Raw genomic sequence first — 26208 nt, 5'->3', positions numbered from 1 at the left:
GCCCGCCGGCCGAAGCGGGGCCCGTCAGGTCGCGGCGAGACCCTACAGCTGCGGCACGGATGTCCTGGACCGCTGCGTCACGCGCGACGCCACGCGCCGCAAATGCAGGACACGCACATCGCTTCAACGACGGCGCCCGGCGCGCAGGAGCGCGATGCGCATCGCAGGCGCGCCATCAATCCGCGACCGGCAACTCCAGCGTCTCCTTGACCTCTTCCATCACGATGTAGCTGCGCGAGTCGCGCACGTGCGGCAGGGTGAGCAGGGTGCTGCCCAGCAGCTTGCGGTACGAGGCCATCTCCGAAATGCGCGCCTTGATCAAGTAGTCGAAATGGCCCGACACCAGGTGGCATTCGAGCACGTTGGGCAGCTTCAGCGCCGCGCGGCGGAACTCCTCGAAGATGTCGCCGGACTTGTAGGCCAGGCTGATCTCCACGAACACCAGCAGCCCGGCCTTCACCGAGGCCGGCGCCAGCCGCGCGTGGTAGCCGGTGATCACGCCGTCGCGCTCGAGCCGGCGCACGCGCTCGGTGCACGGCGTGGTCGACAGGCCCACCCGCTCGCCCAGTTCGGTGAAGGGAATGCGCCCCTCCTGCTGCAGGATGCGCAGGATGCGGCGGTCGATGCGGTCGAGTTCGCGCGACTTCATGGTCCTGCCCGGGACGGTCTCGACAGGAATATTAACTGCCGTTTCGAGGCAAATCGGAATAATCAACTGGATCTGACTTCCTATACTGGTTGATACCCCGGTTCCGCGACAGCTGCCCGCGGTGGCGACCGCGGACGGCAGGGCAGCGTCCTGCCCGCCGGTCGCACGTGGCGGACGACCGTTGAGACACCATCCTTCAATGGCTTCTGGCGAGGCGACAGGCGATGCGCATCCTGATCCTGGGCTCCGGCGTGATCGGCGTGACCACGGCGTGGTCGCTGCGCCGGCAGGGCCACGACGTGGTGGTCGTCGACCGTGAACCCGGTCCCGCCCTGGAAACCAGCTTCGCCAACGCCGGGCAGGTTTCTCCCGGCTATGCCTCGCCCTGGCCGGCGCCGGGGATTCCGCTCAAGGCGGCGAAGTGGCTGCTCTCGCGCCACGCGCCGCTCGCGATCCGCCCCACCGGCGATCCGGAACAGTACCGCTGGCTGTGGCGGATGCTGCGCAACTGCACCCACCACCGCTACGCGGTCAGCAAGGCACGGATGGTGCGGCTGGCCGAATACAGCCGCGACTGCCTTGGAGAACTGCGCAGCGAGACCGGCATCCAATACGAACAGCGCACCCTCGGCACCACCCAGCTGTTCCGCACCCAGGCACAGCTCGATGGCGCCGCACGCGACATCGCCGTCCTACGCGAATACGGCGTGCCGTACGAACTGCTCGATCGCGACGGCATCGTCCGCGTCGAGCCGGCGCTTTCCCGGGTGAATGACACGCTGGCCGGCGCGCTGCGCCTGCCCGGCGACGAGACCGGCGACTGCCACCTGTTCACCACCCGGCTGGCGACGCTGGCCGCCAGCGCGGGCGTGGAGTTCCGCTTCGGCCAGGAGGTGCAGGCATTGCTGGGCGATGGCGAGCGCCTGGCCGGCGTGCGCATCGGCGGACGCACCGAGACCGCCGACGCCTACGTGCTCGCCCTCGGCAGTTGGTCGCCCAAGCTGCTGGCGCCGCTGGGCGTCCGCCTGCCGGTGTACCCGCTCAAGGGCTACTCGCTGACCATCCCGATCGTCCGCCCGGAGCTGGCGCCGCACTCCACCGTGCTCGACGAGAGCTACAAGGTCGCGATCACCCGGTTCGACCAGCGCATCCGCGTCGGCGGCATGGCCGAGGTGTCGGGCTACGACCGCTCGCTGCCGCGCAGGCGGCGCGAGACGCTGGAGATGGTGGTGCGCAGCCTGTACCCGGAGGGCGGCGACCTCGATCGCGCCGAATTCTGGAGCGGCCTGCGCCCGTCCACGCCCGATGGCCCGCCGGTGGTGGGCGCCACGCGCTACCGCAACCTCTGGCTCAACACCGGGCACGGCACGCTGGGCTGGACCATGGCCTGCGGTTCGGCGCGGTACCTGGCCGACCTGGTCGACGGGCGCACGCCCGCGATCGACCCCGAGGGCCTCGACATCTCGCGCTACGACCGCCCCTGGCCGATCCCGACCGGGCTGCGCTGACATGCGCCCGTCCCGCGCCACCATCGACCTCGACGCCCTGCGTCACAACTACCGGCATGCGCGCGCGCTCGGCGGCGGCCGGGCGCTGGCCGTGGTCAAGGCCGATGCCTACGGCCACGGCGCGGTCGCCTGCGCGCGCGCGCTCGAGGGCGAGGCCGACGGTTTCGGCGTGGCCTGCATCGAGGAGGCGCTGGAACTGCGCGAAAGCGGCATCCGCGCGCCGATCCTGCTGCTGGAAGGCTTCTTCGACGTCGAGGAACTGCCGCTGGTCGAACGCCACGACCTGTGGACCGTGGTCGCCACGCCGTGGCAGGTGGACGCGCTCGAGCGACATCGCGCCTCGCGTCCGTGGCGGGTCTGGCTGAAGCTCGATTCGGGCATGCACCGGCTGGGCCTGTCGCCGGACGAATACCTGCCCGCCTGGCAGCGCCTGCGCGCGCTGCCGTGGGTGGACGCGATGGTGGCGATGAGCCATTTCTCGCGCGCCGACGAACTGGGCCACGACAGCACGCGCGCCCAGCTCGCCACCTTCGACGCTGCGCTCGCGCAGTTGCCCGCCGGCACCCCGGCGAGCCTGGCCAACTCGGCCGCGCTGATGGCATGGCCGCATTCGCGCCGCGACTGGTCCCGCCCGGGGCTGATGCTCTACGGCTCGCACATGCTCGACGCGCCGCGCGCGGAAGCGGATGCGCTGCGCGCCGTGATGCGGCTCGAGTCGAAGGTGATTGCGGTGCGCGAGCTCGCCGCGGGCGAGCCGATCGGCTACGCCGGCACCTTCACCACCACGCGCCCGACGCGGGTGGGCGTGGTCGCGGCCGGCTATGCCGACGGTTACCCGCAGTACGCCACCTCGGGCACGCCGGTGGTCATCGACGGCCGGCCGGGCGAGCTGATCGGACGGGTCTCGATGGACATGCTGACCGTGGACCTGACTGACCACCCCGCGGCCGGCCTGGGCAGCGACATCGAACTGTGGGGCCCGCGCCTGCCGGTGGCCGACGTCGCCGCACGCAGCGGCAACAGCCCCTATCGCCTGCTGACCGGCCTCAAGCGCGTCCCGCTCCGATACGCCGGCCAAGGCCCGTTCCCGGCAACGCCCCCGTCGTAGGAGCGGCTTCAGCCGCGACCTGGATCCCGGCGACGCGCCCATGCATCACGGCAACCCGCCACGGGAGCGTGAGAGCGCCTAGAACCGCCAAGCCCCCTGCAGCATCGTCTCGCCGTCGTTGGGCTGGTGCAGGCTGGCATTGGAGATGTGCCGGGCCAGCAGCGAGAACCGGCCCCACTGCCACCCGATCGTACTGATGAACTGCGGCGAGCCGGAGAGCGCACCGGTTTCCCCACTCTGAACGCCGACCCCGAAACCTCCGACCAGGCCACTCGGGCGCTCGTAACGCAGACCGCCGTGGAGCAGGGTGACGTCGTCGCCGTTGCCGTAGTCCGAATCGCTGCGCCCGCGCATGTGCATCGCGCCGAGCTCCCAGTGCAGCATCCCGCCACGGAATTCGCGCCAGGCCGGCAGCCAGGCGACGGCCACGACCGGCGTGTCCTCGTTGTCGCGTGTGAAGGAGACGCCGGCCCCGACCTCGAATTCGTCGGCCATGGCGGCGGCACTCCACCCGCACAGCAGAGGAAGCGCCAGGACGGCGAGCCGGCGCGAGGCAATACGAATCGATGGCGGCATGGGTGGCAGGCCTGGGGAGACCGCGGAAGGATAAGACCAGCCGGGGCGAAACGCAGCGCCGCCTCGCCGGTTTCGCCGGCACACTGCGTTCCGGCCGGGCAGCCGGTTACCCTGTCCTGCCTTCCCGCCGGACGCCCTGCTTGATCGCTCCGCCGCCTGCGCTTTCCGGCCATGCCGAGGCCGACTTCGCGATCGAATCCGGCCGTTGCGGTCCGCTGCGGGTGTGCGCGTCGACCCGCGGCGACGCGGTGTTCGACCGCTTCTTCGCCGCCTACGACCACGCCTTCGTGCTGCCCGACGAGAAGGAGGGCCGGGACGGCTTCCTCGCCTGCCTGGCCCTCAACCACGGCGATGCGCAGACGCGGCTGCTCGCGCGCTTCGGGCCTTTCCGCGAATGGGTGCTGGTGGCCGAGCGCGACGGCGACGTGGTCGGCGGCGCCAACTTCATCTGCCACGCGGTCGCCGCTCACGACGGCGCCCCCCAGCTGGCGATGAACCTCAACTACGTGTTCGTGACGCCCGCGCATCGCGGCCGCGGGCACCTGCGCGACATGGTCGCGGCCAGCCGCAGGCTGGCGCGGATGTCGTTCGCCGGCGCCGGCGCGGACGCCGACACGCTGTCGCTGCGCATGTTCATCGAGCTCAACGACCCACTGCTGATGGAGGCCGACGCCTACGCACTGGACAACGCGGTCGCCGGCATCGACCAGTTCGACCGGGTCGCGGTCTGGGCGAGGCTCGGCGCGCGCATCCTCGATTTCCCCTACCTGCAGCCGCCGCTGTCGAAGGCGCAGGCGGCCGACTCGGGCCTGATGCTGGGCGTGGTCGACGCGCCCGGCACCACGCTCGACGCCTGCGTGCTCGGCGCCCACCTCGAACGCTTCTTCGCGATCTCGGTGCTGAAGGACGGCGACCCGCGCGCGCAGCCGGCCACGCGTGCGCAGCTGGACCTGTGCGCCGGGCGCTGCGCGCAGGGCGGCGGATTTGCATTGCTCGATCCGCTGCCGCATCTTCCCGCATTGCGCGCCGAGTCCGGCCGCGAGGCGCCGCGAAGGGGGTTTCGCGAACGCCTGGCCGGGCTCGCGACCGGGTAGCGCACGCCCGGCCACGACGGGGACCGCATGATCGCCGGAGCACCCACCATCGAATCCCTGCTGGAGGACGCGCTGGCCCTGCGCGACGGGCCGGGCCGCCTGCACCTGACGCTGTCGTTCCTGGTCGAGGAAGCGCGCATGCAGGCGCTGGTGACCGACCGCGAGGGACGCTGCTACTGGAACCGCGCCCTGCTCGCCACGCTCCGCGGCGACGACGACCCCGACGCCGACGACTACCAGGACAGCCGCCGCCTCGGACACGCCATCGAGCCGCTGTTCAACGACATCGCCGACCGCCAGCGCGGCCTGTTCATCCAGGATTTCCTGCTCGACACGCCGAGCGATCCGCGCCGCGGCGACGACGCCGACGGCGAGAACGTCTGCGACGAGGTGGAGCTGGCGTTCCCCGCGGACGTGCGCTGGGAAACCGAGGGCGACCGCTTCGCCCTGGCGCTGTCGGCGCCGGTGCGGCTGGCGGCGCGCTGCCGCGCGTTCTGGGTCGCGCATTCGAACACGGCGCTGACCTACCACCTGTCGCTGGAGCTGCCTTACGCGCACGACCACGCGCACTACTACGCGCTGTCGCTGCTGCAGAAGGCGGTGTTCCCGAGCGAGGGCACGCGCTGGCTGGACGGCGGGGACGACGGCCTGCGCGTGCGTTCGCGCCTGGCCGGCGCGGCGCTGCCACTGCAGGCCTACGTGGCGGCGATGTTCGAACGGCACGCGGCCAGCCTGCTGGCGGGCGTGCGCGTCGCACTGGCGCGTCGCGGCCTCGAGATGGCACCACCCTCGCGCGAAGGCGGGCTGTGGCGCCGGCTGCTGCTCTCTGTCGACGGCCCGGACCACGCCCCGCCGCGCGCGCTCGGCGAACTGCGCTGTCGCACGGTGTTCCTGCTGCAGGATCCGTACTTCTTCGCCCTGCTGCGGCCGCAACTGCGGACCGGCCTGCGCGAATTGACCGCGATCCGCCCTGCCCGCGGCGGCGACGGCCGCAACCGCTACGACGAGGCCGACCTGCAACCCGGGCGTTGCCCGCCCGCGCACCTGGACTACTACTTCGTCTCGGGCTTCCTGCAGAACATCCTCGACTTCCTGCGCCAGGACGTGTCCGAGATCCAGGACGGCACCGACCCGATCTACCCGCCCGCCGGCATCGACGACCAGGACAGCCATTTCCTGGTCTACGCCACCCAGAGCTCGGTGTACGAAGTGGTGGCCGGTTCGCGCAGCCTCGAGGTCGGGCGCGGCTGGATCGGTACCTGTCCCTACCTGTTCCTGGTGCATCTGATGACGATGCACAACGAGTCGCTGGTGCGGACCTACGAGGCCATGGTGCGCGGCCTGATCGAGAAGCTCGAACGCGACGGCCTGCTGCACGCCGACGCGATCGACGACACCCGCGCCTATTCCACCCACGTGGCCGACGAGGCGTTCGAGGCGTTCCGCCGGTTCCGGCTGGACACCTTCAACCACGTCGCCAGGCACCGCTACTTCAACGTGCTGCGCTACGACACCGAGCGCGAGTTCTACGAATCGATCGAGACGGTGCGCGGCATCAACCAGCGCGAGGAATACTGGGCCAAGGTGGTCGGCGAGCTGGAGCAGACGGTCGACGACCTGCGCGACAACGAGGCGCAGAAATCCGAGAAGTTCCTCGAACGGGTGCTGTTCTACGTCGCCTTCCTGGGCATGCTGCAGGTGGTATTCCAGCTGATCGACTTCGGCTTCGACGGCGCCTGGGCCAAGCTGCGCTACGCGCTGGCGGCGAGCGTGGCGACGGTGGCGGTGATGCTGGCGCTGTTCCATTCGCGCGGGCTGATCAACAGCCGGCGCTGGCGCCAGGCGCTGCGGTTCCGCCGCAGCCGGCGCCCGGACGATCTCTCGCGGCGCTGAGCCGGCTGCATGCCGCCGCGGCCGCGGGCGGCGTCGGCTACCCTATCCGGCCCGAATCCACAGCCGCGCCCTGCCGTGACCGCCGTTGCCTGCTTCTGCACCTGCCCCGATACCGGCACCGCCGGCCGCATCGCCGACGCGCTGGTCGCCGAGCGGCTGGCTGCGTGCGTGAACATCCTGCCGGGGATCACGTCGGTGTACCGCTGGCAGGACGCGGTGGAACGCGCCGACGAAGTGCTGCTGGTCGCCAAGACGATGCGCGCACGGCTCGAGGCGCTGACCGCATGCGTGGTGGCATTGCATCCGTACGAACTTCCCGAGGTGATCGCGGTCGATATCGCCGGCGGCCTGCCCGGATACCTGGACTGGCTCGCCGCCGAAACCCGCCCCGGAGCCGACGAGTGAACCTGTTGCAGCGACGCTTGCGATGCGCATTCGCCGTGCTGGCGCTGCTGGGGGCCACGCTGCCTGCGGTCGCGATCGACGAGAGCCAGCTGCTGCCGGTGGACGAGGCCTTCGTGCTCGAAGCGCGCGCGGTGTCGCGCGAGCGGATCGAGATCGAATGGAAGATCGCAGACGGCTATTACCTCTATCGCCACCGCACCGCGGTGCAGGAAACCGGCGGCGGCTTCAAGTCCAATCCGCTGCAACTGCCCGCGGGCAAGCGCCATACCGACGAGTTCTTCGGTGAGGTCGAGACCTACCGCCGGCAACTGACCGCGGTGTTCACCGGCGCGGCCGCGGATGGCGTCGACCAGGTCACGTTGCAGGTGAAGTACCAGGGCTGCGCCGACCTGGGCATCTGCTACCCGCCGCAGACGCGCGAACTGCGCGTGGCCTTGCCTGCCGCCGGTGCGTCTCCGGGCGCGGCGGTTTCTGCTGCCGGTTCGCGCACCGCGCCCGGCGCCGCGCCCACGGGCGATACCGGTTTCGCGGCCCTGGGTCGCACCCTGTCGGGTGCTCGGCCCCCGGCCCCGCTGCTGGGCACCGATACCGCCGGCCGCGCGCAGGCGTTGCCGCTGCCGCCGCAACAGGCGTTCGGCTTCGAGGCGATCGCCGACGGCGGCGATGCGTTGCTGCTGCGCTTCACCCCGGCGCCCGGCTACTACCTGTACCGCGACCGCAGCAGCTTCCGCGTGGACGAACCCGCCGGCATCACCGCGGATACGCCGCGCTGGCCGCCGGGCAAGGCGCATCGCGACGAGCACTTCGGCGAAGTGGTGGTCTATTTCGACCAGGTCGACGTGCCGCTGCCGCTGCGCCGAAGCAATCCCGATGCGGCCCGCGTCACCCTCACCGCGACCTTCCAGGGCTGCCAGGACGAGGGCATCTGCTATCCGCCGATGACGCGCACGGTGGAGGTGGCGGTGCCGACGGGAAAAGCGGGGTCAGAGTCACTTTTCCCGGCTGATTCTCCGGAGCCTCCAGGCCAGTCGGGGAAAAGTGACTCTGACCCCGGTTTTCCCGCTTTTTCCGCCCCCGGCTTGCCAGGCGCGGAAAGCGACCCTGCCTCCGCCGCCACACCCGCCCCCGACGCTTCCGCTGACAACGCCGCGCGTACGCGCCCGCCGGGCGCGCTGCCGCCGAAAGGCGGCGCACTCGGCGCGCTGCTGCTGGCCCTGCTCGGCGGCCTGGTGCTCAACCTGATGCCCTGCGTGTTGCCGATCCTGTCGCTGAAGGTGCTGGGCTTGGCGCAGAGCGGCGAAAGCCGTGCCCGCGCACGCAGCCATGCGCTCTGGTACACGCTCGGGGTGCTGGCCGCGTTCGCCGCGATCGGCCTGCTGGTGCTGGCACTGCGCGCCGGTGGACAGGCGCTGGGCTGGGGCTTCCAGTTGCAGCAGCCGTGGTTCGTCGCCGCGCTGGTGTACCTGATGTTCGCGGTCGGGCTGAGCCTGTCGGGTGTGTTCACGCTCGGCGGCGGCCTCGGCAACCTGGGCCAGTCGCTGGCGGCGCGGAGCGGGCCCGCCGGCGACTTCTTCACCGGGGTGCTCGCCTGCGTGGTCGCCAGCCCCTGCATCGCCCCGTTCATGGGCGGCGCGCTGGCGTTCGCCTTCACCGCTCCGCCGCTGCTGGCGCTGGCAGTGTTCCTGATGCTCGGCCTGGGCCTGGCGCTGCCGTTCCTGCTGGTCGGCTTCGTGCCGGCGCTGGCGGACCGGCTGCCGAAACCCGGCGCGTGGATGGAAACCTTCAAGCAGGTGCTGGCGTTCCCGATGTACCTGACCGCGATCTGGCTGCTGTGGGTGCTCGGCAAGCAGCGCGGCGTGGATGCGATGGCGCTGGTGGCGGTGGGGCTGGCGGTGTTCGCGCTGGCGCTGTGGTGGCACGAGCGCAGGCGCTGGACCGGCCGCCTGCCCGGGCGCGTGCTGGCGCTGGCCCTGGCGCTGCTGGCGCTGTACCCGGTGTGGAAGGTCGGGACGCTGCCGCCACCGGCGCGCGCGAGCGAGGCCGCGGACGCGCTGCAGCAGGCGTGGACGCCCGAACGCCTGCAGGCGCTGCGTGCAGAGGGTCGCGTGGTGTTCGTCAACATGACCGCCGACTGGTGCGTGACCTGCAAGGCCAACGAGCGCCGCGTGCTCTCGCAGCCCGCCTTCCGCGAGGCCCTGCGCGAAGTCGGCGCCGCCTACCTGGTCGGCGACTACACCAATACCGATCCCGCGATCACCGCCTTCCTCGACCAGCACCGCGCCGTCGGCGTGCCGCTGTACGTGGTCTACCCCGCCGGCGGTGGCGAGGGCGAGGTGCTGCCTGCGCTGCTGAGCGATGAGATCGTGGTTTCGGCACTGGCGCGCGCCGCGCGATGAAGATCACGCCGCTGCGGATCGTGCTGGTGGCGGCTGTCTCGGGCGGCATGGGGCTGCTGGCCGCACTGCTGGCGACCGGGCCCGGACCGCTGCTGGGCAGCGACCTCGGCCAGCGCGTGCTCAACGACGCGCTGACCGCCAGCGCACCGCCGCTGCCCGATGGCCAGGCGGTGGCGCGGCGCGGAGAAGCGTTGCCGGCGGTCGAGGTCGCCGCGCTCGATGGCGGGCAGATCCGCCTGCCCGGCGACTTCGCCGGTCGCCCGCTGCTGGTGAACGTCTGGGCCAGCTGGTGCGGCCCGTGCATCAAGGAGATGCCGGAACTGGACCGTTTCGCCCGCGCGCAGGGCGAGGGCGGCATGCAGGTACTCGGCCTGGCGTTGGACGATCCGCAGGCGGTGCACGAGTTCCTGGGCCGCATCCCGGTGGGTTACCCGCAGGCGATCGACGTGCCGGGTCCGGCCGATGCCGGCGTGCGCCTAGGCAACCCCAGGGGCGTGCTGCCCTACTCGATCCTGGTCTCGGCCGACGGGCGCCTGCTCAAGCAGAAGATCGGGCCGTTCGAGGACGGCGAGATCGACCGCTGGGCGGCGCACTGAGCGGTCAGTCCAGTCCGGCGAAGGGTTCGCGCCAGGCGTCGAACTCCTGCAGCCGCGCATGCCAGGCGCGGATCCGCGGGAACGGCTCGAGCGGGATCCGCGCCTCTTCCGCGAACGGCAGCGCCGCGGCCACGCGGAAGTCGGCATAGGTCGGGGCATCGCCGACCAGCCAGCGGCGGCCGGCGAGCGTGTCGTCGAGGATGGCGGCGAACTCGCGGAAATCCCGATCCGCCGTTTGCAACGCCGCCAGGTCGGACGCCCGGTCGAAGTAGCGCGGTACGACGATGTGCTCGAAGTAGAACACCCCGGCGGCGCCGGTGAAGTGATGGGCGGCCCAGCTGACCCAGAGCATCACCTCGGCACGCTGCGCCGGCGGCCAGAAGCTCTCGTCGAAACGCTCTGCCAGGCGCATCGCGATCGCGTCGGTCTCCCACAGCGTCAGCGCCGGCTCCACGAGGATCGGCACCCGCGTGTTCGGGTTGATCGGCCGGAACGCCTCGCGCTCGCGGCCCATCGGGTCGGCGCGGACGAACCGCAGCGGCGCGCGTAGGTGCCGGGCCACGGCCACCGCCACGCGCGGATTGAGATTGTGGGAGTAATAGAGGGTGTCGGCAGGGGGAGGGGCCATTCGGGGTCCTCGGAATCTGTGCGCGTGCATCGTCGAAACTGTGCGCCGGAAATCGACATCGTGGCCAGCCCCGGTCCCGGTGCCGCGGCATCGTATCCACGGCCGCGCACCGCGGCGATTCCGGTTTCAAGTGGAACGTGATTAGAGCCACAACTCCAACAAAGGCTTAACTCCTTCAAACTTCGGCGAACTGGACACCATCCACGCCTTGGCCCAGACTGCGCGCCTGTCCCACCGCCGATCTGCCGATGGCCAAGCTGCTGCTCCTGCACGGCCCCAACCTCAACCTGCTCGGCACCCGCGAGCCGGAGGTCTACGGTCACGCCACGCTGGCCGACATCGACGCCGGACTCAAGGCCAGTGCCGATGCCGCCGGCCATGCCCTGGAGAGCCTGCAGTCCAATGCCGAGCACGTGCTGGTCGAGCGCATCCAGGCCGCCCGTGCCGACGGCACCGCCTTCATCCTGATCAATCCGGCCGCCTTCACCCACACCAGCGTGGCGATCCGCGACGCGCTCGCCGCGGTGGCGATTCCGTTCATCGAGATCCACCTGTCCAACCCGCACGCCCGCGAACCCTTCCGCCAGCACAGCTATTTCAGCGACAAGGCGGTCGGCGTGGTCTGCGGCTTCGGTGCCGACAGCTACCGCTACGCGCTGGATGCGGCCCTGCGTCACCTGGCGCCGGACGCCTGACCCGACTTCCCGTTCTGCAGCCCCGGATACCAAGAGGCCACCCATGGACCTGCGCAAGCTCAAGAAACTCATCGAACTGCTCGAGGAATCCAACCTCGCCGAGATCGAGATCAAGGAGGGCGAGGAATCGGTGCGCCTCTCGCGCGGCAGCGGCGGCGCCCCTGTGGTCTACGCGCCGGCGCCCGCCGCCCCACGCAGCGCCGAGCCGGTGATGCCGATGCTGTCCCCGGTCGACGGCGCCACCGGCGGACGCGCGCCGGCCGAGGCCGGCTCCGGCCTGCCCGACGGCCATGTCGTGAAGTCGCCGATGGTCGGAACGTTCTACCTGTCGCCCGCGCCCGACAAGCCGCCGTTCGTCGCCGTGGGCCAGGCGGTGAAGGCCGGCGACACCCTGGGCATCATCGAGGCGATGAAGATGTTCAACCCGATCGAGGCCGACGCCTCCGGCACCGTGCTCGCGATCGTCGGCGAGAGCGGCCAGCCGGTGGAGTTCGACCAGCCGCTGTTCGTGATCGGCTGAAGCGCCGGGAATCGGGAATGGGGAATCGGGCATCGGTGAAGCGACCCCACGAGGGGTTGGAGGTCTGGCGTGATGCCATGGACCCTGTCGAAGCCGCGTACCGGTTCTCCGCGGGCTTTCCCGATTCCGAACGCTTCGGCCTTACCGGCCAGCTGCGACGGGCCGCGGTCAGCGTTCCATCGAGTATCGCCGAGGGCGCTGCGCGACGCTCGCGCGCCGACTACGTGCGATTCCTCGCCATGGCGCGGGGATCTCTGTCGGAAGTCGACACGCAGATGCAGATCGCACTGCGCCTTGGTTTCGCCACGAGAGCGGAAGCCCTCGATGCACTGATCGATCGTGTGTTCGCCCGATTGACCGCGCAGATGAAAGCGCTCGCGAACACGTCCCCGCCGCCGGTGCCGCCACCCGATTCCCCATTCCCCATTCCCGATTCCCGAGCTCCCCATGCTTGATAAAGTCGTCATCGCCAACCGCGGCGAGATCGCGCTGCGCATCCTGCGCGCCTGCCACGCGCTGGGCATCCGCACGGTCGCGGTGCATTCCACCGTCGACCGCAATCTCAAGCACGTGGCGATGGCCGACGAGTCGGTGTGCATCGGCCCGGCGCCGTCGAACCGCAGCTACCTCGACATGCCGGCGATCATCGCCGCCGCCGAGGTCACCGACGCGCAGGCGATCCATCCGGGCTACGGCTTCCTCAGCGAGAACGCCGACTTCGCCGAGCGCGTCGAGCAGTCGGGCTTCGTCTTCATCGGGCCGAAGGCGGACACCATCCGCCTGATGGGCGACAAGGTCGAGGCGATCCGCGCGATGAAGGAAGCGGGCGTGCCCTGCGTCCCCGGCAGCGGCGGTCCGCTCGGCGACGACGTCGACGCCAACCTGAAGATCGCCCGCGACATCGGCTACCCGGTGATCGTCAAGGCCGCCGGGGGCGGCGGCGGACGCGGCATGCGCGTGGTCCATACCGAGGCGGCCCTGGCCAACGCCATCGGCACCACCAAGCAGGAAGCCAAGGCCGCGTTCGGCAACGACATGGTCTACATGGAGAAGTTCCTGGAGAACCCGCGCCACGTGGAGATCCAGGTGCTCGCCGACGGCCAGGGCAATGCCATCCACCTGGGCGAGCGCGATTGCTCGATGCAGCGGCGGCACCAGAAGGTGGTCGAGGAAGCGCCGGCTCCGGGGATCAGCGACGAACAGCGCGCGCAGATCGGCAAGGTCTGCGTGGAAGCCTGCATCCGCATCGGCTACCGCGGCGCCGGTACCTTCGAGTTCCTGTTCGAGGACGGACGTTTCTATTTCATCGAGATGAACACCCGGATCCAGGTCGAGCACCCGGTCACCGAGATGGTTACCGGCATCGACCTGGTGCGCGAGCAGCTGAAGATCGCCTCGGGCCAGAGGCTGTCGATCCGCCAGGAAGACGTGGTGCTGCGCGGCCACGCGATCGAATGCCGGATCAACGCCGAGGATCCGGAGACCTTCCTGCCCTCGCCCGGCCTGATCCAGCACTTCCACGCGCCCGGCGGCCCCGGCGTGCGCGTCGATTCGCACATCTACGAGGGCTACAGCGTGCCGCCGAACTACGATTCGATGATCGGCAAGCTGATCGTGCACGGCGCAGACCGCGCCCAGGCGATTGCGCGCATGCGCGTGGCGCTGTCGGAGATGGTGGTCGACGGCATCCGCACCAACATCCCGCTGCAGCAGCGGATCATGGCCGACGCCGGCTTCCAGTCGGGCGGCCAGAACATCCACTACCTCGAGAAGCGCCTGGCCGAGCGCAAGGACAAGGCGCTGTCGATCGGTTAGTCGTGCTGCAGCAGCGGCCTCCCGCCCCCGATGGCCGCGGGAGGCTCGACGCGCCCATTCTCCACCGGCCGATCCGCGGCGTCGCGCTGGGTGCCGGGGATCGGCACGATGCCGTCGCTGGCGGCGGGATTCGTCACCACCACGTACTCGCTGGATCCATCGGGCCACACGATCCGCAGCGTGCTCCCCGGTGCCAGCGAAGCGAATGGCGCGCCGCTCTGCGCACGATACAACGCCGCCATCTGCGCCGCGCCCAGGTTGCGCATGTCCTCGCTTGCGTGGACGGTGACCGGCGAGACCTGGGACAGGTCCGCGTACTGGTCCTCGCCCGCGTCGAGCACGGTCACCCCGATCGCAGCCACGGAATACACCGCGAACAGCAGGATCCAGAACAGCGCCGCGAGCCTGCGCTTCCTCATGTCGTACTTCATGGTGCTCCTCCAAAACGATCCACCAGCGCCACCACCGCGTCGCGCACGAGGTCGGTGCTCTGCCGCGGCACCGCGGCGTCGTAGACGAACTCCTCGAAACCCTGCCCGGCCCTGCGCGAGCAGATCCCGCCGTTGACGCAATAGGACGTCATCAGGGTGCTCTGCGGCCCGCAATCGACTCCCATGCGGCAGGCAGCCAGCTGCCAGACGATCGCGTGGTACTGCGGCGCAACGTCCTGATCCAGCATCGACAGCCAGCCGGGCACGTCGACCGCCGTGGCCATCGCACCGAAGGCCTCCGCATCCCCGGCGCTGCCGATCCGTTCCAGCAATGCGTTGCCGTAGTCGCTGGCGGTGGACAGCGGCTCTCGGCGCGCCAGCAGTTCCGCTTCCGCCGCCAGGCTGCCACCGCGCGCCGCTTCCAGCCGCAGCTGGCGGACACGCACCTGCGACAGGCCGTCGGCCGGAGTGAAACGGCGACAGCGCGCGTCGACCCGGGCGCGCGCGGCGTTCATCGCCTCCGATGCGGGAAGGCCCGTGCCCGCGAGTGCCGCGCTGTCGCGCGCGAACGCGGCCGGATCCGCGGCATACACCGCGCAGTAGTCGACCACCCGGCTCATCAGCCAGGCGGCTTCGGGATCGCCCTCGCGCAGCGCCGGAAGCAGCCGCTGCGAATACTCGAACAGGTCGCCCGTCGTTTCGAAATCACGCCTGCGCGACGGAACGGCATCGGCCGGGTTCGCCTCGCGCACCGGGGCGTTGCCGCGCAGGCGGTCCTCCACCGCGCGGGGCGTGGCCGCTTCGCGCCGCGCACCATCGCCGGCCACGGTCGTCGGTGCGGGCTTCGGCGGGGCCGTCGACGTTCCGACGCCGTCCACGCCGCGATCCAGGCGATGCGCCAGCAGCCCTGCCGCGAGCAGCATGCCCGTCGCGGCGAGCAGGACCGTGCGCGGCCGCCAGCGCCGCCCGCCCACGTCCCGCCACGCATTGTCTTCGCCGACCTGCATCGACAGCTCCAGGGTTGGCCCACGGCCGCCGGCGCGTCTTGCGCCGGACCGCACCAGCTTGCGCGACGATTCTATCGCGTCCGCATCCGGAACCTGGCGGCGCCGGTCGTCCGACGCCCGTCAACGCCTCGGGAATGGCCCGCGCGACAGATCCGCATGCAGCAGCCGGTGGAACAGGTGCTCCCCGGCCTCCCGACGCGCCGAGAGGCGACCGGTGTCGTAGGCGCGCGAACCCAGGCCGCGCTGCACCGACCCGCAGATCGCCGCGTCCTCGTCCTGGACGATGTCGCCGACGGCGATGCTGGCTTCGTTGCGCTCGCGCGCCGCCTCCGACACGTCCTCGAACCAGAAGTCGAACACGACCTCGGTGCGTGCCGGCCCCAGCGGCAACACGAGGTGGGTGTCCATCATGCCCTCGTACCAGTTCACCATGAAATTCGGATGGAACCAGTAGTACGCCGCGCGCTCGCCGCCGCGCACGGACGTGAACCGCACGTCGTCGCCCTTGGCCATCGGCGCCGACTGCAGGCAGTGGTGGCGGCCGGTCTCGACCGTGTAGCGCGCGAAGTCGAGCACGCTGTTGAGACCCTTGTGCAGGTGCGGGACGTGGTAGCCGCCATCGAGGAAATTGTCGACGAATACCTTCCAGTTGCAGTCCAGCAGGTAGCGACGGCGGGCGAACCAGTGCAGGCGGTCGAGCCCCAGCGCGCGCACCCCGGCGATGGCGCTGTCGCCGAGGAACTCCTCCAGCGTCGGCCCGGTGCGCTCGATGCGCACGAACACCCAGCGTTCCCACTGCGCGATGTCGACCGGCACCAGGCCGTTCGCGGCGCGGTCCAGCGGGCATTCGTCGCCGAAGCCCGGCGTGCCCTTGAGCGTGCCGTCGAGCGCGTAGGTCCAGCCGTGGTAGGGGCAGCGCAGGTGTTTCGCGCAGCCCTGCGGCTGCGTCATCACCGCAGCCGCGTGGTGGCGGCAGACATTGAAGAAGCCGCGCAACACGCCGTCGTCGCCGCGCACCACCAGGACCGGCTCGCCCGCGATCCCGCAGGTCACGTAGTCGCCGGGCTCGCGCAACTGGTCGAGGCGGCCGGCGCACTGCCAGTGACGTGCGAACACCGCGCGCCGCTCCAGCTCCCCGATCCGCGGATCGAGGTACCACGCCGAGGGCGGCGTGCTGGCTTCGGCCAGCGGCAGCGATGGGTCGTACTGGCCGATCAGCTCGGCGACCGGTGCGGTCATGCAGGCCTCTTCGCACCCTGCGGCGCGCGGGAGTCGGCGATGGCCGCATCGTAGCGCACGCGCCCCCGCAGCCGATGCCACCGACCGCCAGGACAGGCTTTCCCGCTGCGGTATCCTGTCGCGGTCTCGCGCTGCCGCGCCATCGAGGCTTTCGTTCCCCGTGTTTCCGGTCCTGCTCCGACTGCTGCTGTGCCTGGGCCTGCTGCTCGACACCGTCGCACCGGCGGTCGCGGCCACGCACGTGGCGATGTCCGCACTCGATGCCGGCGCCGCCATGCCGATGGCGGTCGACCAGGCCCCGGATCGCGCAGGCCACGCCGCCGCCGACTGCCATACCCGGCGCGACGCGACGCCGCCGCCCACAGCGCCCTCCGCGCAAGGCGATGACGACTGCCTGCAACGCTGCCTCGACCTGTGCCTGCAGCACGGGTTCGCGGCCCTGTCCCCGATGCCCCCGGTGCCGGCCGCCGGGCACGTGCCTGGGCCTTCGCGTACCGCGCGCACGCAGGTCCACGCCGTGCACGCCTTCCCGCTGCTGCGACCTCCGATCGCCTGAGCTTCGCCGCGCGCTCGCGGCCCGGATGCGTTGTCGCGTTCCGACCCGGGCGCGACGCCTTTACCCGAGAAGGGCGGACGCGCACGCGCGCACCCGCCATGGAGCACGAGATGATCCGCAGGAGCCCACGACTCCCCGCGCAGGCGCTGGCCTCGCCTACGCGCCGCACCTTCGTCCAGGGACTGTTCCTCGGCGGCGCCGCGCTCGCAGCCGGCACGCTGCGGGTGCCCGCGCACGCACGCGATGCCGTCGTCGCGCGTCCCGGCACCGAACTCGCCGGCACCGATTTCCGGCTCGACATCGGCCCGGCGATCGTCAACTTCACCGGCCGCACGCGTCCGGCGATCACCGTCAACAACGCGCTGCCCGCACCGATCCTGCGCTGGCGCGAAGGCGACACCGTCATACTGCGCGTGGCCAACCACCTGCCGCCCGGGATCCAGACTTCGATCCACTGGCACGGCATCCTGCTGCCGGCGAACATGGACGGCGTGCCGGGCATGAGCTTCGACGGGATCATGCCCGGCGAGTCGTACCTGTACCGGTTCACGCTGAAGCAGTCCGGCAGCTACTGGTACCACAGCCACTCGCTGCACCAGGAACAGGCCGGACTGTACGGCGCGATCATCGTCGACCCGCTGCGGCCTGCGCCCTACCACTGGGACCGCGAGCACGTGGTGCTGCTCTCGGACTGGACCGACCTCGCCCCCTCGGACCTGTTCGCTCGCCTGAAGAAGGCGCCGCACTTCGACAACTGGTACAAGCCCACCGTCGGCGACTTCTTCCGCGACCTGCGCCGCGACGGACCGGCGGCGACGCTCGCCGACCGCCGCGCCTGGGGCGAGATGCGGATGACGCCCACCGACCTGTCGGACGTCAACGGGCACACCTACACCTACCTGATGAACGGCGTCACCCCGGCCAACAACTGGACCGGCGAATTCCGCCCCGGCGAGAAGGTGCTGCTGCGCTTCATCAACGCCTCGGCGATGACCCACTTCGACGTGCGCATTCCCGGGCTGAAGATGACCGTGGTCGCGGCCGACGGGCAGTACGTGCATCCGGTGAGCGTCGACGAGTTGCGCATGGGCGCGGCCGAAACCTACGACGTGATCGTCGAGCCCTCCGGGCAGGACGCCTATACCATCTTCGCCCAGGACATGGGCCGCACCGGCCATGCGCGCGGGACGCTGGCGGTGCGCGGCGGACTCGAAGCGCCGGTTCCGGCGGTCGATCCGCGGCCGCGGCTGACGATGGCCGACATGGGCCACGGCGGGCACGACACGCACGGCAAGGGCACGGAAGGCGGCTGCGGCGCGGCGATGGCCGCGGAGGGCGGCTGCGGCGCGAACATGCAAGGCGCGCACGCCAGCCACGGCGGTGGCGGCATGCAGTCGCATCCGGCCAGCGAAACCGGCAATCCGCTGGTGGACATGCAGACGATGAGCCCGGCGTCGAAGCTCGACGACCCCGGCATCGGCCTGCGCAACAACGGCCGGCGCGTGCTGGCGTACGCCGACCTGAAGAGCGTGTTCGAAGATCCCGATGGCCGCGACCCGGGCCGCACCGTCGAGCTGCACCTCACCGGCCACATGGAGAAGTTCTCCTGGTCGTTCGACGGCATTCCCTTCGCCGGCGCCGAACCGTTGCGGCTGAACTACGGCGAGCGCATGCGCATCGTGCTGGTCAACGACACGATGATGCAGCACCCGATCCACCTGCACGGGCTTTGGAGCGACCTCGAGGATGCCGACGGCAGCTTCATGGTGCGCAAGCACACCGTCGACATGCCGCCGGGCACGAAGCGCAGCTACCGCGTGCGCGCCGATGCGCTCGGCCGCTGGGCCTATCACTGCCACCTGCTCTACCACATGGACGCGGGCATGATGCGCGAAGTGCGCGTGGAGGAACGCTCGTGAGCCGGCTCGCGTCCCCCACGCTGCTCGCCCTGCTGCTCGGAGTCGGTACGACCGGCAACGCGCTCGCGCAGCACGACCATGATCCGCCCGCGGACTCTGCGTCGCGCTGCACGCCGGAGCATACCGCGATGGGCCACTGCACCGCGCGCGATCCAGCGCAGGAGCCGCCCGCACCGCATGGAGACCACGCCCCTGCGTGCACGGCCGGGCACGCCGCGATGGGGCATTGCACCCCGGAACCGGCCCCGCCGCCCGACTGCCCGCCGGAACATGCCGCGATGGGCCACTGCACGCCCGGCGGTGGCCCGGAGCAGCCGCGCGAGCCGATCCCACCGCTGACCGATGCCGACCGCGCCGCGGCGTTCCCGATGCTGTCGCACGCGGGGATGGAACACGGTCCCACGGTCTACAGCCGGGTGAAGTTCAACCGCTTCGAGGCCTGGGACGGCAGGCACGCCCGTGGCCAGGCGTGGGAAGGCAGCGCTTCGATCGGCGGCGACATCCACCGGCTCTGGCTGCGCAGCAGCGGACAGCGTGAAACGGGGCGCACCACGTCGTCGAACGTCGAACTGCGTCACTCGCGCGCGGTGGCGCGCTGGTGGGACGTGGTCGCCGGCGTGCGCCAGGACGTCCGCCCGGCATCGCGCACCCGAGCCGCGTTCGGCGTGCAGGGCATCGCGCCGTACATGTGGGAGGTGTCCGCCATCGCCTACGTCGGCGATGGCGGCGGGGTCGCGGCGAAGCTGGAAGCGGAATACGACCTGCGCTTCACCAACCGGCTGGTGCTGCAGCCGCTGCTGGAGATCGAACTGCACTCGGAGGACGACGCCGCGCGCGGCGTCGGCAGCGGCCTGTCGAAGGCCGAAGCCGGGCTGCGCTTGCGCTACGAAGCCGCGCGCCGGTTCGCCCCCTACATCGGCGTCTCGCACGAGCGCACCTTCGGGCGCACCGCGGACTTCCATGCCGCCGAGGGCGAGGCGTCGCGCGACACGCGGCTGGTAGCGGGCGTGCGGTTCTGGTTTTGAGGCCTGCCCTCATCCGCCGTCGGGCACCTTCTACCCCGGAGGGCACGCCGGGGGCGCGGACCGGCCATCGCTTGCTTCGCCAGTTCCATGGGCCCGGGAGCCCCCGGACACTCAGATCTCCAGCGTCGCCCTGGGTGGCAGCGACCAGTCGATCGGCGCCTGGCCGTGTCGCGCGAGGTACTCGTTGGCCGCGGAAAAATGCCCGCAACCCAGGAAACCGCGATGCGCCGACAGCGGCGAGGGATGGGTGGTGCGCAGCACCCGGTGCCGGCGCGGATCGACGATCGCACCCTTCTTCTGCGCATAACTGCCCCAGAGCAGGAACACCAGTCCCTCGCGCTCGCGGTTGAGCACCTCGACCACGTGGTCGGTGAAACCCTCCCAGCCCTTGCCCTGATGCGCGCCAGCGCGGCCCTCCTCCACGGTCAGCACCGCGTTGAGCAGCAGTACGCCCTGCCGCGCCCACGGCATCAGGTAACCGTGATCCGGCCGCGCGATGCCGAGGTCGCGCTGGATCTCCTTGAACATGTTGTCCAGCGACGGCGGCACCGGCACGCCCGGGCGCACGGAAAAACACAGGCCGTGCGCCTGGCCGGGACCGTGGTACGGATCCTGCCCGAGCACCACCACCTTCACCGCGTCGAACGGGGTCGCCTCGAACGCCGCGAAGATCTGCGGCCCCGGCGGATAGACGCGGGCGCCGGACGCCTTGCGCTGGCGCAGGAAGGCCGAGAGCGCCTGCATGTCCTCGCGCGCGAACCAGTCGCCGACGCGCGACTTCCAGGAAGGCTCGAGCCGGACCCCTTCCCCGCTCATGCCTGCTGCGAATGCAGGATCGGCAGGCGCGCGAGGCGCAGCTGGAACAGGGCCTTGGTCGCCAGCAGCCGCTCCTCGATCGGCTTGAGCACGAGATCGTTGGCGCCCTGGCGCAGTAGCGCCGCCTGGTTGTCGCGGTTGTCGTCGCCGGTCATCACCAGCACCGGCAGCCGGCGCTTGCCGTAGCCCAGGCCGTTGCGCACCTTGTCGAGCACGTCGCGTCCGTCCAGTTCGCCCTTCAGATACAGATCGGTGAGCACGAGGTCGGCGCCGGGCGCGGCCTCGGTACCGGCGTAGGCCTCGAGGTAGGCGATCGCGTCCTCGGCGTTGGTGACATGGGTGACGCGCATCTGGTGGGCCTCGAGCATCCGCCGGATCGCGACCGCGACGGTGCGGCTGTCCTCGATGTACAGGACGTGGGCGTCGGGAATCGGCTGCGGCTGGACGTAGCCGCGGATGAACGCGGCCAGCGCGTTGTGGCCCAGGCCCTTGTCGAAGTAGTCGGTGACGTCCTCGGTGAAACGCCGGTCCTCCAGGTGCGACTGCACGTCGCCGGAGATCACGATCACCGGCACGTAGCGCTGGCCGCCGGCCTCGCGCACTGCGCGCGCGACCTGCAGGCCGTCGCCGTCGGGCAGCACCAGCGCGGTGGTGACGAGGTCGACCGGCTCGCCGCCCAGCGCCGCGCGCGCCTCGGCCAGGCTGCCGCCCTCGACCACGCGCACGCCCGGCAGTTCCTTCTGCAGCACGGCGTGGATCAGCTTGCGCACCAGCTTGGAGCCGTCGACCACGAGGACGCAGGGATTGTCGTTGTCGAGGTGGCGGAGGTCGTGCGAGATCATGCGTCAGGTCTCGGTGGGGCGCGTCTGCCGCAGGAAATGGCCGGTGACCAGGTTGGCCCCGAGCCAGCCGAGGGCGGTCGCAACGGCCAGCACCGCGACCGTCCACCGCATATCGATACCGGCGAGTGCGAAGCGGCTGCCGTAGCTCGCGGTGAGTTCGGCCAGCGGATCGCGCAGCGCGAATCCGGCAGCCGCCAGCAGTCCGACCGCCAGCGCGCCCGCCGCGAGGCCGTACCACGCGCCCAGGTACAGGAACGGGCGACGGATGAAGCCGTCGGTGGCGCCGAGCAGCTGCAGCACGCCGATCTCCTCGCGCCGCGACTGGATGTCCAGGCGCACGGTATTGCCGACCACCAGCAGCGCGCCGAGGCCGAACAGGGCCGCCAGCACCCAGGTCACGCGTCCGCCGAAACGCAGCCAGGTGTCCAGGCGCTGCCGCCATTGCGCGTCGTGCTGCACCAGCTCGGCCTCGGGCAGCTGCTGCAGCGACGAGGCGACCATCAGCTCGTCGCCCGCGGGCGTGATCACCAGCGCATGCGGCAGCGGATTGTCGTCGCCGACCGCGTCGACGATCCCCGCCAGCGTGTCGTCCGCGCGCAGCGATTCCATCGCCTGTTCCGGGGTGACGTGCTCGACGCTGCCGATGTTGCCGCGCGCGCGCAGTTCGTCGGCCAGGCGCGCGGCGCGTTCGGCGTCGACGTCCTGGCGCAGGAACACGCTGATCTCGCGCGAGCGCTCGATGTTGCCAGCCAGCCGTTCGACGTTGCCCAGCACCAGCCACAGTCCCAGCGGCAGCGCCAGCGCCAGCGCCATCACCGCGATCGTGAGCAGCGCCGCCCAGGGCTTGCGGAACACCCGGCCGAGGCTGGCGACCAGGCTGTAGAGGTGGTGGTCGAACCAGGTACCAAGCGGCGAGGTCAGGCCCGCCGTGGCCGCGCGCGCCTCATTCATCGGCCAGGTCCTCGGGCGCGATGTCGTCGGCGAGTCGGCCGTGATCGAGCACCAGCACGCGCTTGCGCATGCGCTTGACCAGTCCGAGGTCGTGGCTGGCGACGAGCACGCTGGTGCCGCGCTCGGGGAGCGATGCGAACAGCGCCATGATCTCCGCCGACAGCGTCGGATCGAGGTTGCCGGTGGGCTCGTCGGCGACCAGCAGCCGCGGTTCGCCGACCACCGCGCGGGCGATGCCGACGCGTTGCTGTTCGCCCGCCGAGAGCTGGGTCGGCAGCGCGCGTTCGCGATCGCCCAGGCCCAACCGCTCGATCACGCTGCGCACGCGCTTGCCGATCTCGCCACGGCGCAGGCCGCGCAGGATCAGCGGCAGCGCGACGTTGTCGAACACGCTGCGGTCGGTCAGCAACCGGTGGTCCTGGAACACCACGCCCACTTCGCGCCGGTGCAGGGCGACCCGGCGCCCGCGCACCTTGAGCAGGTTGCGCTCGTTGAACACCACCGCGCCCCGGCTCGGCCGCTCGGCGAGGTGGATCAGCTTCAGCAGGGTGCTCTTGCCGGCGCCGGAATGCCCGGTGATGAACAGCATCTCGCCCGCGGACACGTCGAAACTGACCTCCGACAGCGCGACGCGGCCGCCTTCGTACTGTTTGCTGACGCTGTCGAAACGCAGGACGTTCATGGCAGCGGAGTATCGCAGAAGTCGGAAACGCCGAACGGACCCGTGTCGCGGCTTTTCACGCGTCGACACCGCGGTTCCGTCCCGCTCGGGATGCCCGCGTCCACGCAGCCTGGCGCCCGGAACGGAAGCAACCTTTGCAGCCTCCGGCGTGCGTCCTGCCGGCATGCGCGCGCGGGCGCGCCAAGCGTGTGCCCAGCGCGCCCTGCATCGACCCGGATCAGTGCTGGTTCTGCGGTGCCCGCGTGACCAGCTTGCGCAGGCGCGCGCCGATGCGCGAGAGCAGCGACGGCTCTCCCGCGGACGGCACCTGCGCATCGCCACGCGGCGCGCGCTGCGGACGCGGCTGCTGCGATGTCGAAGCCCTGGCTGCGCGCGGCTGCGCGGCGTCGCGACTGCCGGCATCGCCATTGCCGTTGCCGTTCGTCCGCGAATCCGCCGCGCCTTCCACCCGCTGGCCGCGCCGGCGCTTGCGGCGCTTGCGCGGCGGGCGCGATTCGTCCGGCATCGCCGCGGCCACCGCGCCCGCGGCATCGATCCCCGTCTTCGCTTCGGCCGCGGCCATGGGCGCCGCTTCCGCCACCGGTGACGTGGCCGCTTCGGGCTGCGGGTTCGGCCTGCGCGGGCGACGCGGGCGCTCGCCGCGTTCGCCATCCGCGTGCGGGCCGCCGCGGCCGCCGGCCGGACGCGCGCCGCGGCCACCGCCGCGCTTGGCGTCCTCGGCCGCCTTGGCCTCACGCACCTCGCGATAGATCTCGCCGATGCTGTCGCCGTCCTCGTTGTCGCCCGTGTCCACCACCGCGTCCGGACGCGTTTTGCGCGGCACCGGCACCAGCAGTTCCGCGGTCACCGGCTCGGACGGAATCTTCTGTTCGATGTAGGCCTCGATGTCGGGCAGGCCCACCGCGTAACGCTCGCAGGCGAAGCTGATCGCATCGCCCTCGGCACCGAGCCGCGCGGTACGTCCGATGCGGTGCACGTAGTCCTCGGCGTCGAACGGCAGGTCGTAGTTGTAGACGTGACTGACGCCGTCGATGTGCAGGCCGCGCGCGGCGACGTCGGTGGCGACCAGGATCTCGAGCTGGCCGGCCTGGAACTTCTTCAGCAGCGATTCGCGCTTCTTCTGCGGCACGTCGCCCGACAGCACGCCGACGCGGTAGCCGGCGCGCTCGAGCGAACGCGCGACGCGCTCGACGAAGGCCTTGGTGTTGACGAACACCATGGTCCGCGCGCCCTCGCTGCGCGAGAGCAGGCCGATCAGCAGCGGCAGCTTCTCCTCGTCGGAGGGGTAGTAGAGCTTCTGCCGCACTTTGGCCGCGGTGATGAACTCGGTCTCGACGACGATCTTCTCCGGCTCGTTCATGTGCTCGTAGGCCAGCTCCAGCACGCGATGGCTCAGCGTGGCGGAGAACAGCAGGGTCTGCCGTTCGGTGCGGATCGGCATGCGCCGCAGCAGGAAGCGGATGTCCTTGATGAAGCCCAGATCGAACATGCGGTCGGCCTCGTCCAGCACGCAGACCTCGCAGGCGTGCAGCGACACGACCTTGTGCTGCTTGACGTAGTCGATCAGACGCCCGGGCGTGGCGATGATCACGTCGGCGCCGGCCTGCAGCAGCGAACGCTGCTTGTCGTAGTCGACGCCGCCGTAGACCAGGGCGAACTTCAGGCCCGTCTCGGCCTCGAGCTTCATCGCGTCCTTGTGGATCTGGATCGCCAACTCGCGGGTCGGCGCCAGGATCAGCGCGCGCGGATCCTCGGGCTTGCGTTCGGCCAGCGCCGGCCGCGACAGCAGCCGGTTGATGACCGTGACCAGGAAGGCCAGGGTCTTGCCGGTGCCGGTCTGCGCCTGGCCGGCGACGTCGCGCCCGGCCAGAGTGATCGGCAGGGTCAGCGCCTGGATCGGCGTGCAGCGGGTGAATCCCGCGGACTCGAGGCCGGCCAGCAGCGCGGGATGCAGTTCGAAGCTGGAGAAGGTGATGTCGGTAAGTGGTTTATCGCTCATGGATTGGATCTTGTATGCCGCTCCGCGGCCTGCCGTGTGCCTGCAAGTGCCTCCCGGTCCGCTTGGGTCGCCGCAAGGCGGGGGGCCCATCGCCGCATCGCGGCGACCCAAACGGGCAGGGAAGTGCTTGAAGCTGCATGACACGCTCTGGTGCTTGCGTGGGTGGCGCCCGCATCGCAGACTGCCTGGGAACCGGGGATGGCGCCGAAGGCGCGGCTCCCCGGAAGCTCGCGGACCATGGGCGCATGGGGTCGCCCCGGGGGTTTCCCGTTGAGGGGGCCCTTGAAACGGGCCGCGAATCCCCAAAGTTTACCATCCATCCCGGTATCGCCGCCGCCGCGGCAGCCGCCCCAGCCCAGGAGCCTTTCGTGAGCGAGCACGTGTTCCACGCCACCGACGCCGATTTCGAGTCCACCGTGCTGCAGTCCGCCGAGCCGGTGCTGGTCGACTTCTGGGCGCCCTGGTGCGGGCCGTGCAAGATGATCGCCCCGGCGCTGGACGAACTGGCCGACGACTACGCCGGCAAGGTCCGGATCGCCAAGGTCAACGTCGACGAGAACCGCGCCACCGCGCTCAAGTACCACGTCCGCTCGATCCCGATGCTGCTGCTGTTCAAGGATGGCCAGGTCCAGGCCACCCAGATCGGCGCGGTCGGCAAGGCGCAGCTGGCGCAGATGATCGACAAGGCGGTCTGAGCCGCCCGCGGGCCGCCTGCGCCCGTCGGCACGGCGAGCCGCACGCCGCGCCGGCACATGAACGCAGCGCCCGCAGCCCCGCTTGCCGCGCCCCCCCGCGCGGTGTTAGCTTGACCCGATCCGGCGTGTATCACGGCGCCGCACCCCGTCTGAACGACTCCCG

General features: G+C 70.8%; 26 protein-coding genes. 15 read left to right on the top strand and 11 right to left on the bottom strand.

Going from position 1 to position 26208, the window contains the following annotated elements:
- Nucleotides 1-175: 175 nt before the first annotated feature.
- Nucleotides 176-649, bottom strand: coding sequence for a winged helix-turn-helix transcriptional regulator (locus tag JMO03_RS02320; protein WP_202839800.1), 474 nt, complete (start codon nt 647-649; stop codon nt 176-178).
- 224 nt (nt 650-873) lie between these two features.
- Here JMO03_RS02320 and JMO03_RS02315 point away from each other — a divergent pair, with 224 nt between their 5' ends.
- Both JMO03_RS02315 and alr read left to right on the top strand, forming a co-directional pair.
- Nucleotides 874-2157: a D-amino acid dehydrogenase gene (locus JMO03_RS02315; RefSeq protein ID WP_202839798.1), complete on the top strand. Its 1284-nt coding sequence runs from the start codon at nt 874-876 to the stop codon at nt 2155-2157.
- Nucleotide 2158: 1 nt separating this feature from the next.
- A complete protein-coding gene (gene alr / locus JMO03_RS02310; protein WP_202839796.1) occupies nt 2159-3265 on the top strand; it encodes an alanine racemase in 1107 nt (368 codons plus the stop codon).
- A 78-nt stretch (nt 3266-3343) separates the two neighbouring features.
- On the opposite strand, the gene JMO03_RS02305 is transcribed toward alr, so the two are convergent.
- Nucleotides 3344-3760, bottom strand: a complete 417-nt coding sequence (locus JMO03_RS02305) for an acyloxyacyl hydrolase (RefSeq protein WP_238345818.1) — start codon at nt 3758-3760, stop codon at nt 3344-3346.
- Nucleotides 3761-3981: 221 nt separating this feature from the next.
- On the opposite strand from JMO03_RS02305, the gene JMO03_RS02300 reads away from it, so the two are divergent.
- The 5 genes from JMO03_RS02300 to JMO03_RS02280 all read left to right on the top strand — a co-directional run bounded on the left by JMO03_RS02300 (nt 3982) and on the right by JMO03_RS02280 (nt 10225).
- Complete coding sequence (locus JMO03_RS02300) at nt 3982-4935, top strand: GNAT family N-acetyltransferase (protein WP_202839792.1); 954 nt, start codon at nt 3982-3984, stop codon at nt 4933-4935.
- A gap of 27 nt (nt 4936-4962) precedes the next feature.
- A complete protein-coding gene (locus tag JMO03_RS02295) occupies nt 4963-6828 on the top strand; it encodes a hypothetical protein (protein WP_202839790.1) in 1866 nt (621 codons plus the stop codon).
- Between the two features lie 75 nt (nt 6829-6903).
- Nucleotides 6904-7233, top strand: coding sequence for a divalent-cation tolerance protein CutA (gene cutA, locus JMO03_RS02290; protein WP_337926341.1), 330 nt, complete (start codon nt 6904-6906; stop codon nt 7231-7233).
- On the top strand, nt 7230-9629 hold the full coding sequence (locus JMO03_RS02285; protein ID WP_202839816.1) for a protein-disulfide reductase DsbD family protein: 2400 nt from the start codon (nt 7230-7232) through the stop codon (nt 9627-9629). Before cutA ends, JMO03_RS02285 begins: the two co-directional genes overlap by 4 nt.
- Entirely contained in the window at nt 9626-10225 is a 600-nt protein-coding gene (locus JMO03_RS02280) for a TlpA family protein disulfide reductase (protein WP_202839786.1), read from the top strand. Before JMO03_RS02285 ends, JMO03_RS02280 begins: the two co-directional genes overlap by 4 nt.
- A gap of 4 nt (nt 10226-10229) precedes the next feature.
- On the opposite strand, the gene JMO03_RS02275 is transcribed toward JMO03_RS02280, so the two are convergent.
- A complete protein-coding gene (locus JMO03_RS02275) occupies nt 10230-10853 on the bottom strand; it encodes a glutathione S-transferase family protein (RefSeq protein ID WP_202839784.1) in 624 nt (207 codons plus the stop codon).
- Between the two features lie 248 nt (nt 10854-11101).
- On the opposite strand from JMO03_RS02275, the gene aroQ reads away from it, so the two are divergent.
- From aroQ to accC, 4 genes are read left to right on the top strand one after another with little or no spacing between them, the layout of a single operon-like run.
- Entirely contained in the window at nt 11102-11548 is a 447-nt protein-coding gene (gene aroQ / locus JMO03_RS02270; RefSeq protein WP_202839782.1) for a type II 3-dehydroquinate dehydratase, read from the top strand.
- Nucleotides 11549-11591: 43 nt separating this feature from the next.
- The gene (gene accB, locus JMO03_RS02265) at nt 11592-12068 is read left to right on the top strand and encodes an acetyl-CoA carboxylase biotin carboxyl carrier protein (protein WP_202839780.1); all 477 of its coding nucleotides are present in this window, start codon (nt 11592-11594) and stop codon (nt 12066-12068) included.
- Between the two features lie 17 nt (nt 12069-12085).
- The gene (locus JMO03_RS02260) at nt 12086-12523 is read left to right on the top strand and encodes a four helix bundle protein (RefSeq protein WP_202839778.1); all 438 of its coding nucleotides are present in this window, start codon (nt 12086-12088) and stop codon (nt 12521-12523) included.
- Complete coding sequence (gene accC / locus JMO03_RS02255) at nt 12516-13883, top strand: acetyl-CoA carboxylase biotin carboxylase subunit (protein ID WP_202839776.1); 1368 nt, start codon at nt 12516-12518, stop codon at nt 13881-13883. Before JMO03_RS02260 ends, accC begins: the two co-directional genes overlap by 8 nt.
- Here accC and JMO03_RS02250 read toward each other — a convergent pair.
- The 3 genes from JMO03_RS02250 to JMO03_RS02240 form a co-directional block, all read right to left on the bottom strand.
- A complete protein-coding gene (locus JMO03_RS02250; RefSeq protein WP_238345817.1) occupies nt 13880-14314 on the bottom strand; it encodes a hypothetical protein in 435 nt (144 codons plus the stop codon). The two genes, accC and JMO03_RS02250, sit on opposite strands and share 4 nt — an antisense overlap.
- Nucleotides 14311-15321 (bottom strand): hypothetical protein, encoded by a 1011-nt coding sequence (locus JMO03_RS02245; RefSeq protein ID WP_202839774.1) that lies wholly within the window; start codon nt 15319-15321, stop codon nt 14311-14313. The genes JMO03_RS02250 and JMO03_RS02245 overlap by 4 nt, the downstream gene beginning before the upstream one ends.
- 120 nt (nt 15322-15441) lie before the next feature.
- On the bottom strand, nt 15442-16560 hold the full coding sequence (locus tag JMO03_RS02240) for an aromatic ring-hydroxylating oxygenase subunit alpha (protein WP_202839772.1): 1119 nt from the start codon (nt 16558-16560) through the stop codon (nt 15442-15444).
- Nucleotides 16561-16720: 160 nt separating this feature from the next.
- On the opposite strand from JMO03_RS02240, the gene JMO03_RS02235 reads away from it, so the two are divergent.
- The 3 genes from JMO03_RS02235 (at nt 16721) to JMO03_RS02225 (ending at nt 20060) form a co-directional block, all read left to right on the top strand.
- Nucleotides 16721-17116, top strand: a complete 396-nt coding sequence (locus tag JMO03_RS02235; RefSeq protein WP_202839770.1) for a CopL family metal-binding regulatory protein — start codon at nt 16721-16723, stop codon at nt 17114-17116.
- A 110-nt stretch (nt 17117-17226) separates the two neighbouring features.
- On the top strand, nt 17227-19035 hold the full coding sequence (locus JMO03_RS02230; protein ID WP_202839768.1) for a copper resistance system multicopper oxidase: 1809 nt from the start codon (nt 17227-17229) through the stop codon (nt 19033-19035).
- A complete protein-coding gene (locus JMO03_RS02225; RefSeq protein ID WP_202839766.1) occupies nt 19032-20060 on the top strand; it encodes a copper resistance protein B in 1029 nt (342 codons plus the stop codon). Before JMO03_RS02230 ends, JMO03_RS02225 begins: the two co-directional genes overlap by 4 nt.
- A 111-nt stretch (nt 20061-20171) precedes the next feature.
- On the opposite strand, the gene ung is transcribed toward JMO03_RS02225, so the two are convergent.
- The 5 genes from ung to rhlB all read right to left on the bottom strand — a co-directional run bounded on the left by ung (nt 20172) and on the right by rhlB (nt 25350).
- Complete coding sequence (gene ung / locus JMO03_RS02220; protein WP_202839764.1) at nt 20172-20876, bottom strand: uracil-DNA glycosylase; 705 nt, start codon at nt 20874-20876, stop codon at nt 20172-20174.
- On the bottom strand, nt 20873-21718 hold the full coding sequence (locus JMO03_RS02215) for a response regulator (RefSeq protein WP_202839761.1): 846 nt from the start codon (nt 21716-21718) through the stop codon (nt 20873-20875). Before JMO03_RS02215 ends, ung begins: the two co-directional genes overlap by 4 nt.
- A gap of 3 nt (nt 21719-21721) precedes the next feature.
- Nucleotides 21722-22669 carry a permease-like cell division protein FtsX gene (gene ftsX, locus JMO03_RS02210; protein WP_202839759.1) on the bottom strand — a complete coding sequence of 316 codons (948 nt, stop codon included), beginning with the start codon at nt 22667-22669 and terminating at the stop codon, nt 21722-21724.
- The gene (gene ftsE, locus JMO03_RS02205) at nt 22662-23351 is read right to left on the bottom strand and encodes a cell division ATP-binding protein FtsE (protein WP_202839756.1); all 690 of its coding nucleotides are present in this window, start codon (nt 23349-23351) and stop codon (nt 22662-22664) included. Before ftsE ends, ftsX begins: the two co-directional genes overlap by 8 nt.
- 217 nt (nt 23352-23568) lie before the next feature.
- Nucleotides 23569-25350, bottom strand: a complete 1782-nt coding sequence (rhlB, locus tag JMO03_RS02200; RefSeq protein ID WP_202839754.1) for an ATP-dependent RNA helicase RhlB — start codon at nt 25348-25350, stop codon at nt 23569-23571.
- 368 nt (nt 25351-25718) lie between these two features.
- Here rhlB and trxA point away from each other — a divergent pair, with 368 nt between their 5' ends.
- Complete coding sequence (trxA, locus tag JMO03_RS02195; protein WP_149102625.1) at nt 25719-26045, top strand: thioredoxin TrxA; 327 nt, start codon at nt 25719-25721, stop codon at nt 26043-26045.
- The last annotated feature ends 163 nt before the right edge of the window (nt 26046-26208 follow it).

This window comes from Luteimonas saliphila, assembly GCF_016774335.1.
GTDB classification, from domain to species: Bacteria; Pseudomonadota; Gammaproteobacteria; order Xanthomonadales; family Xanthomonadaceae; genus Luteimonas; species Luteimonas saliphila.
The sequence above is the reverse complement of the archived record's forward strand: the minus strand, read 5'-3'. Positions and strand labels throughout refer to the sequence as shown.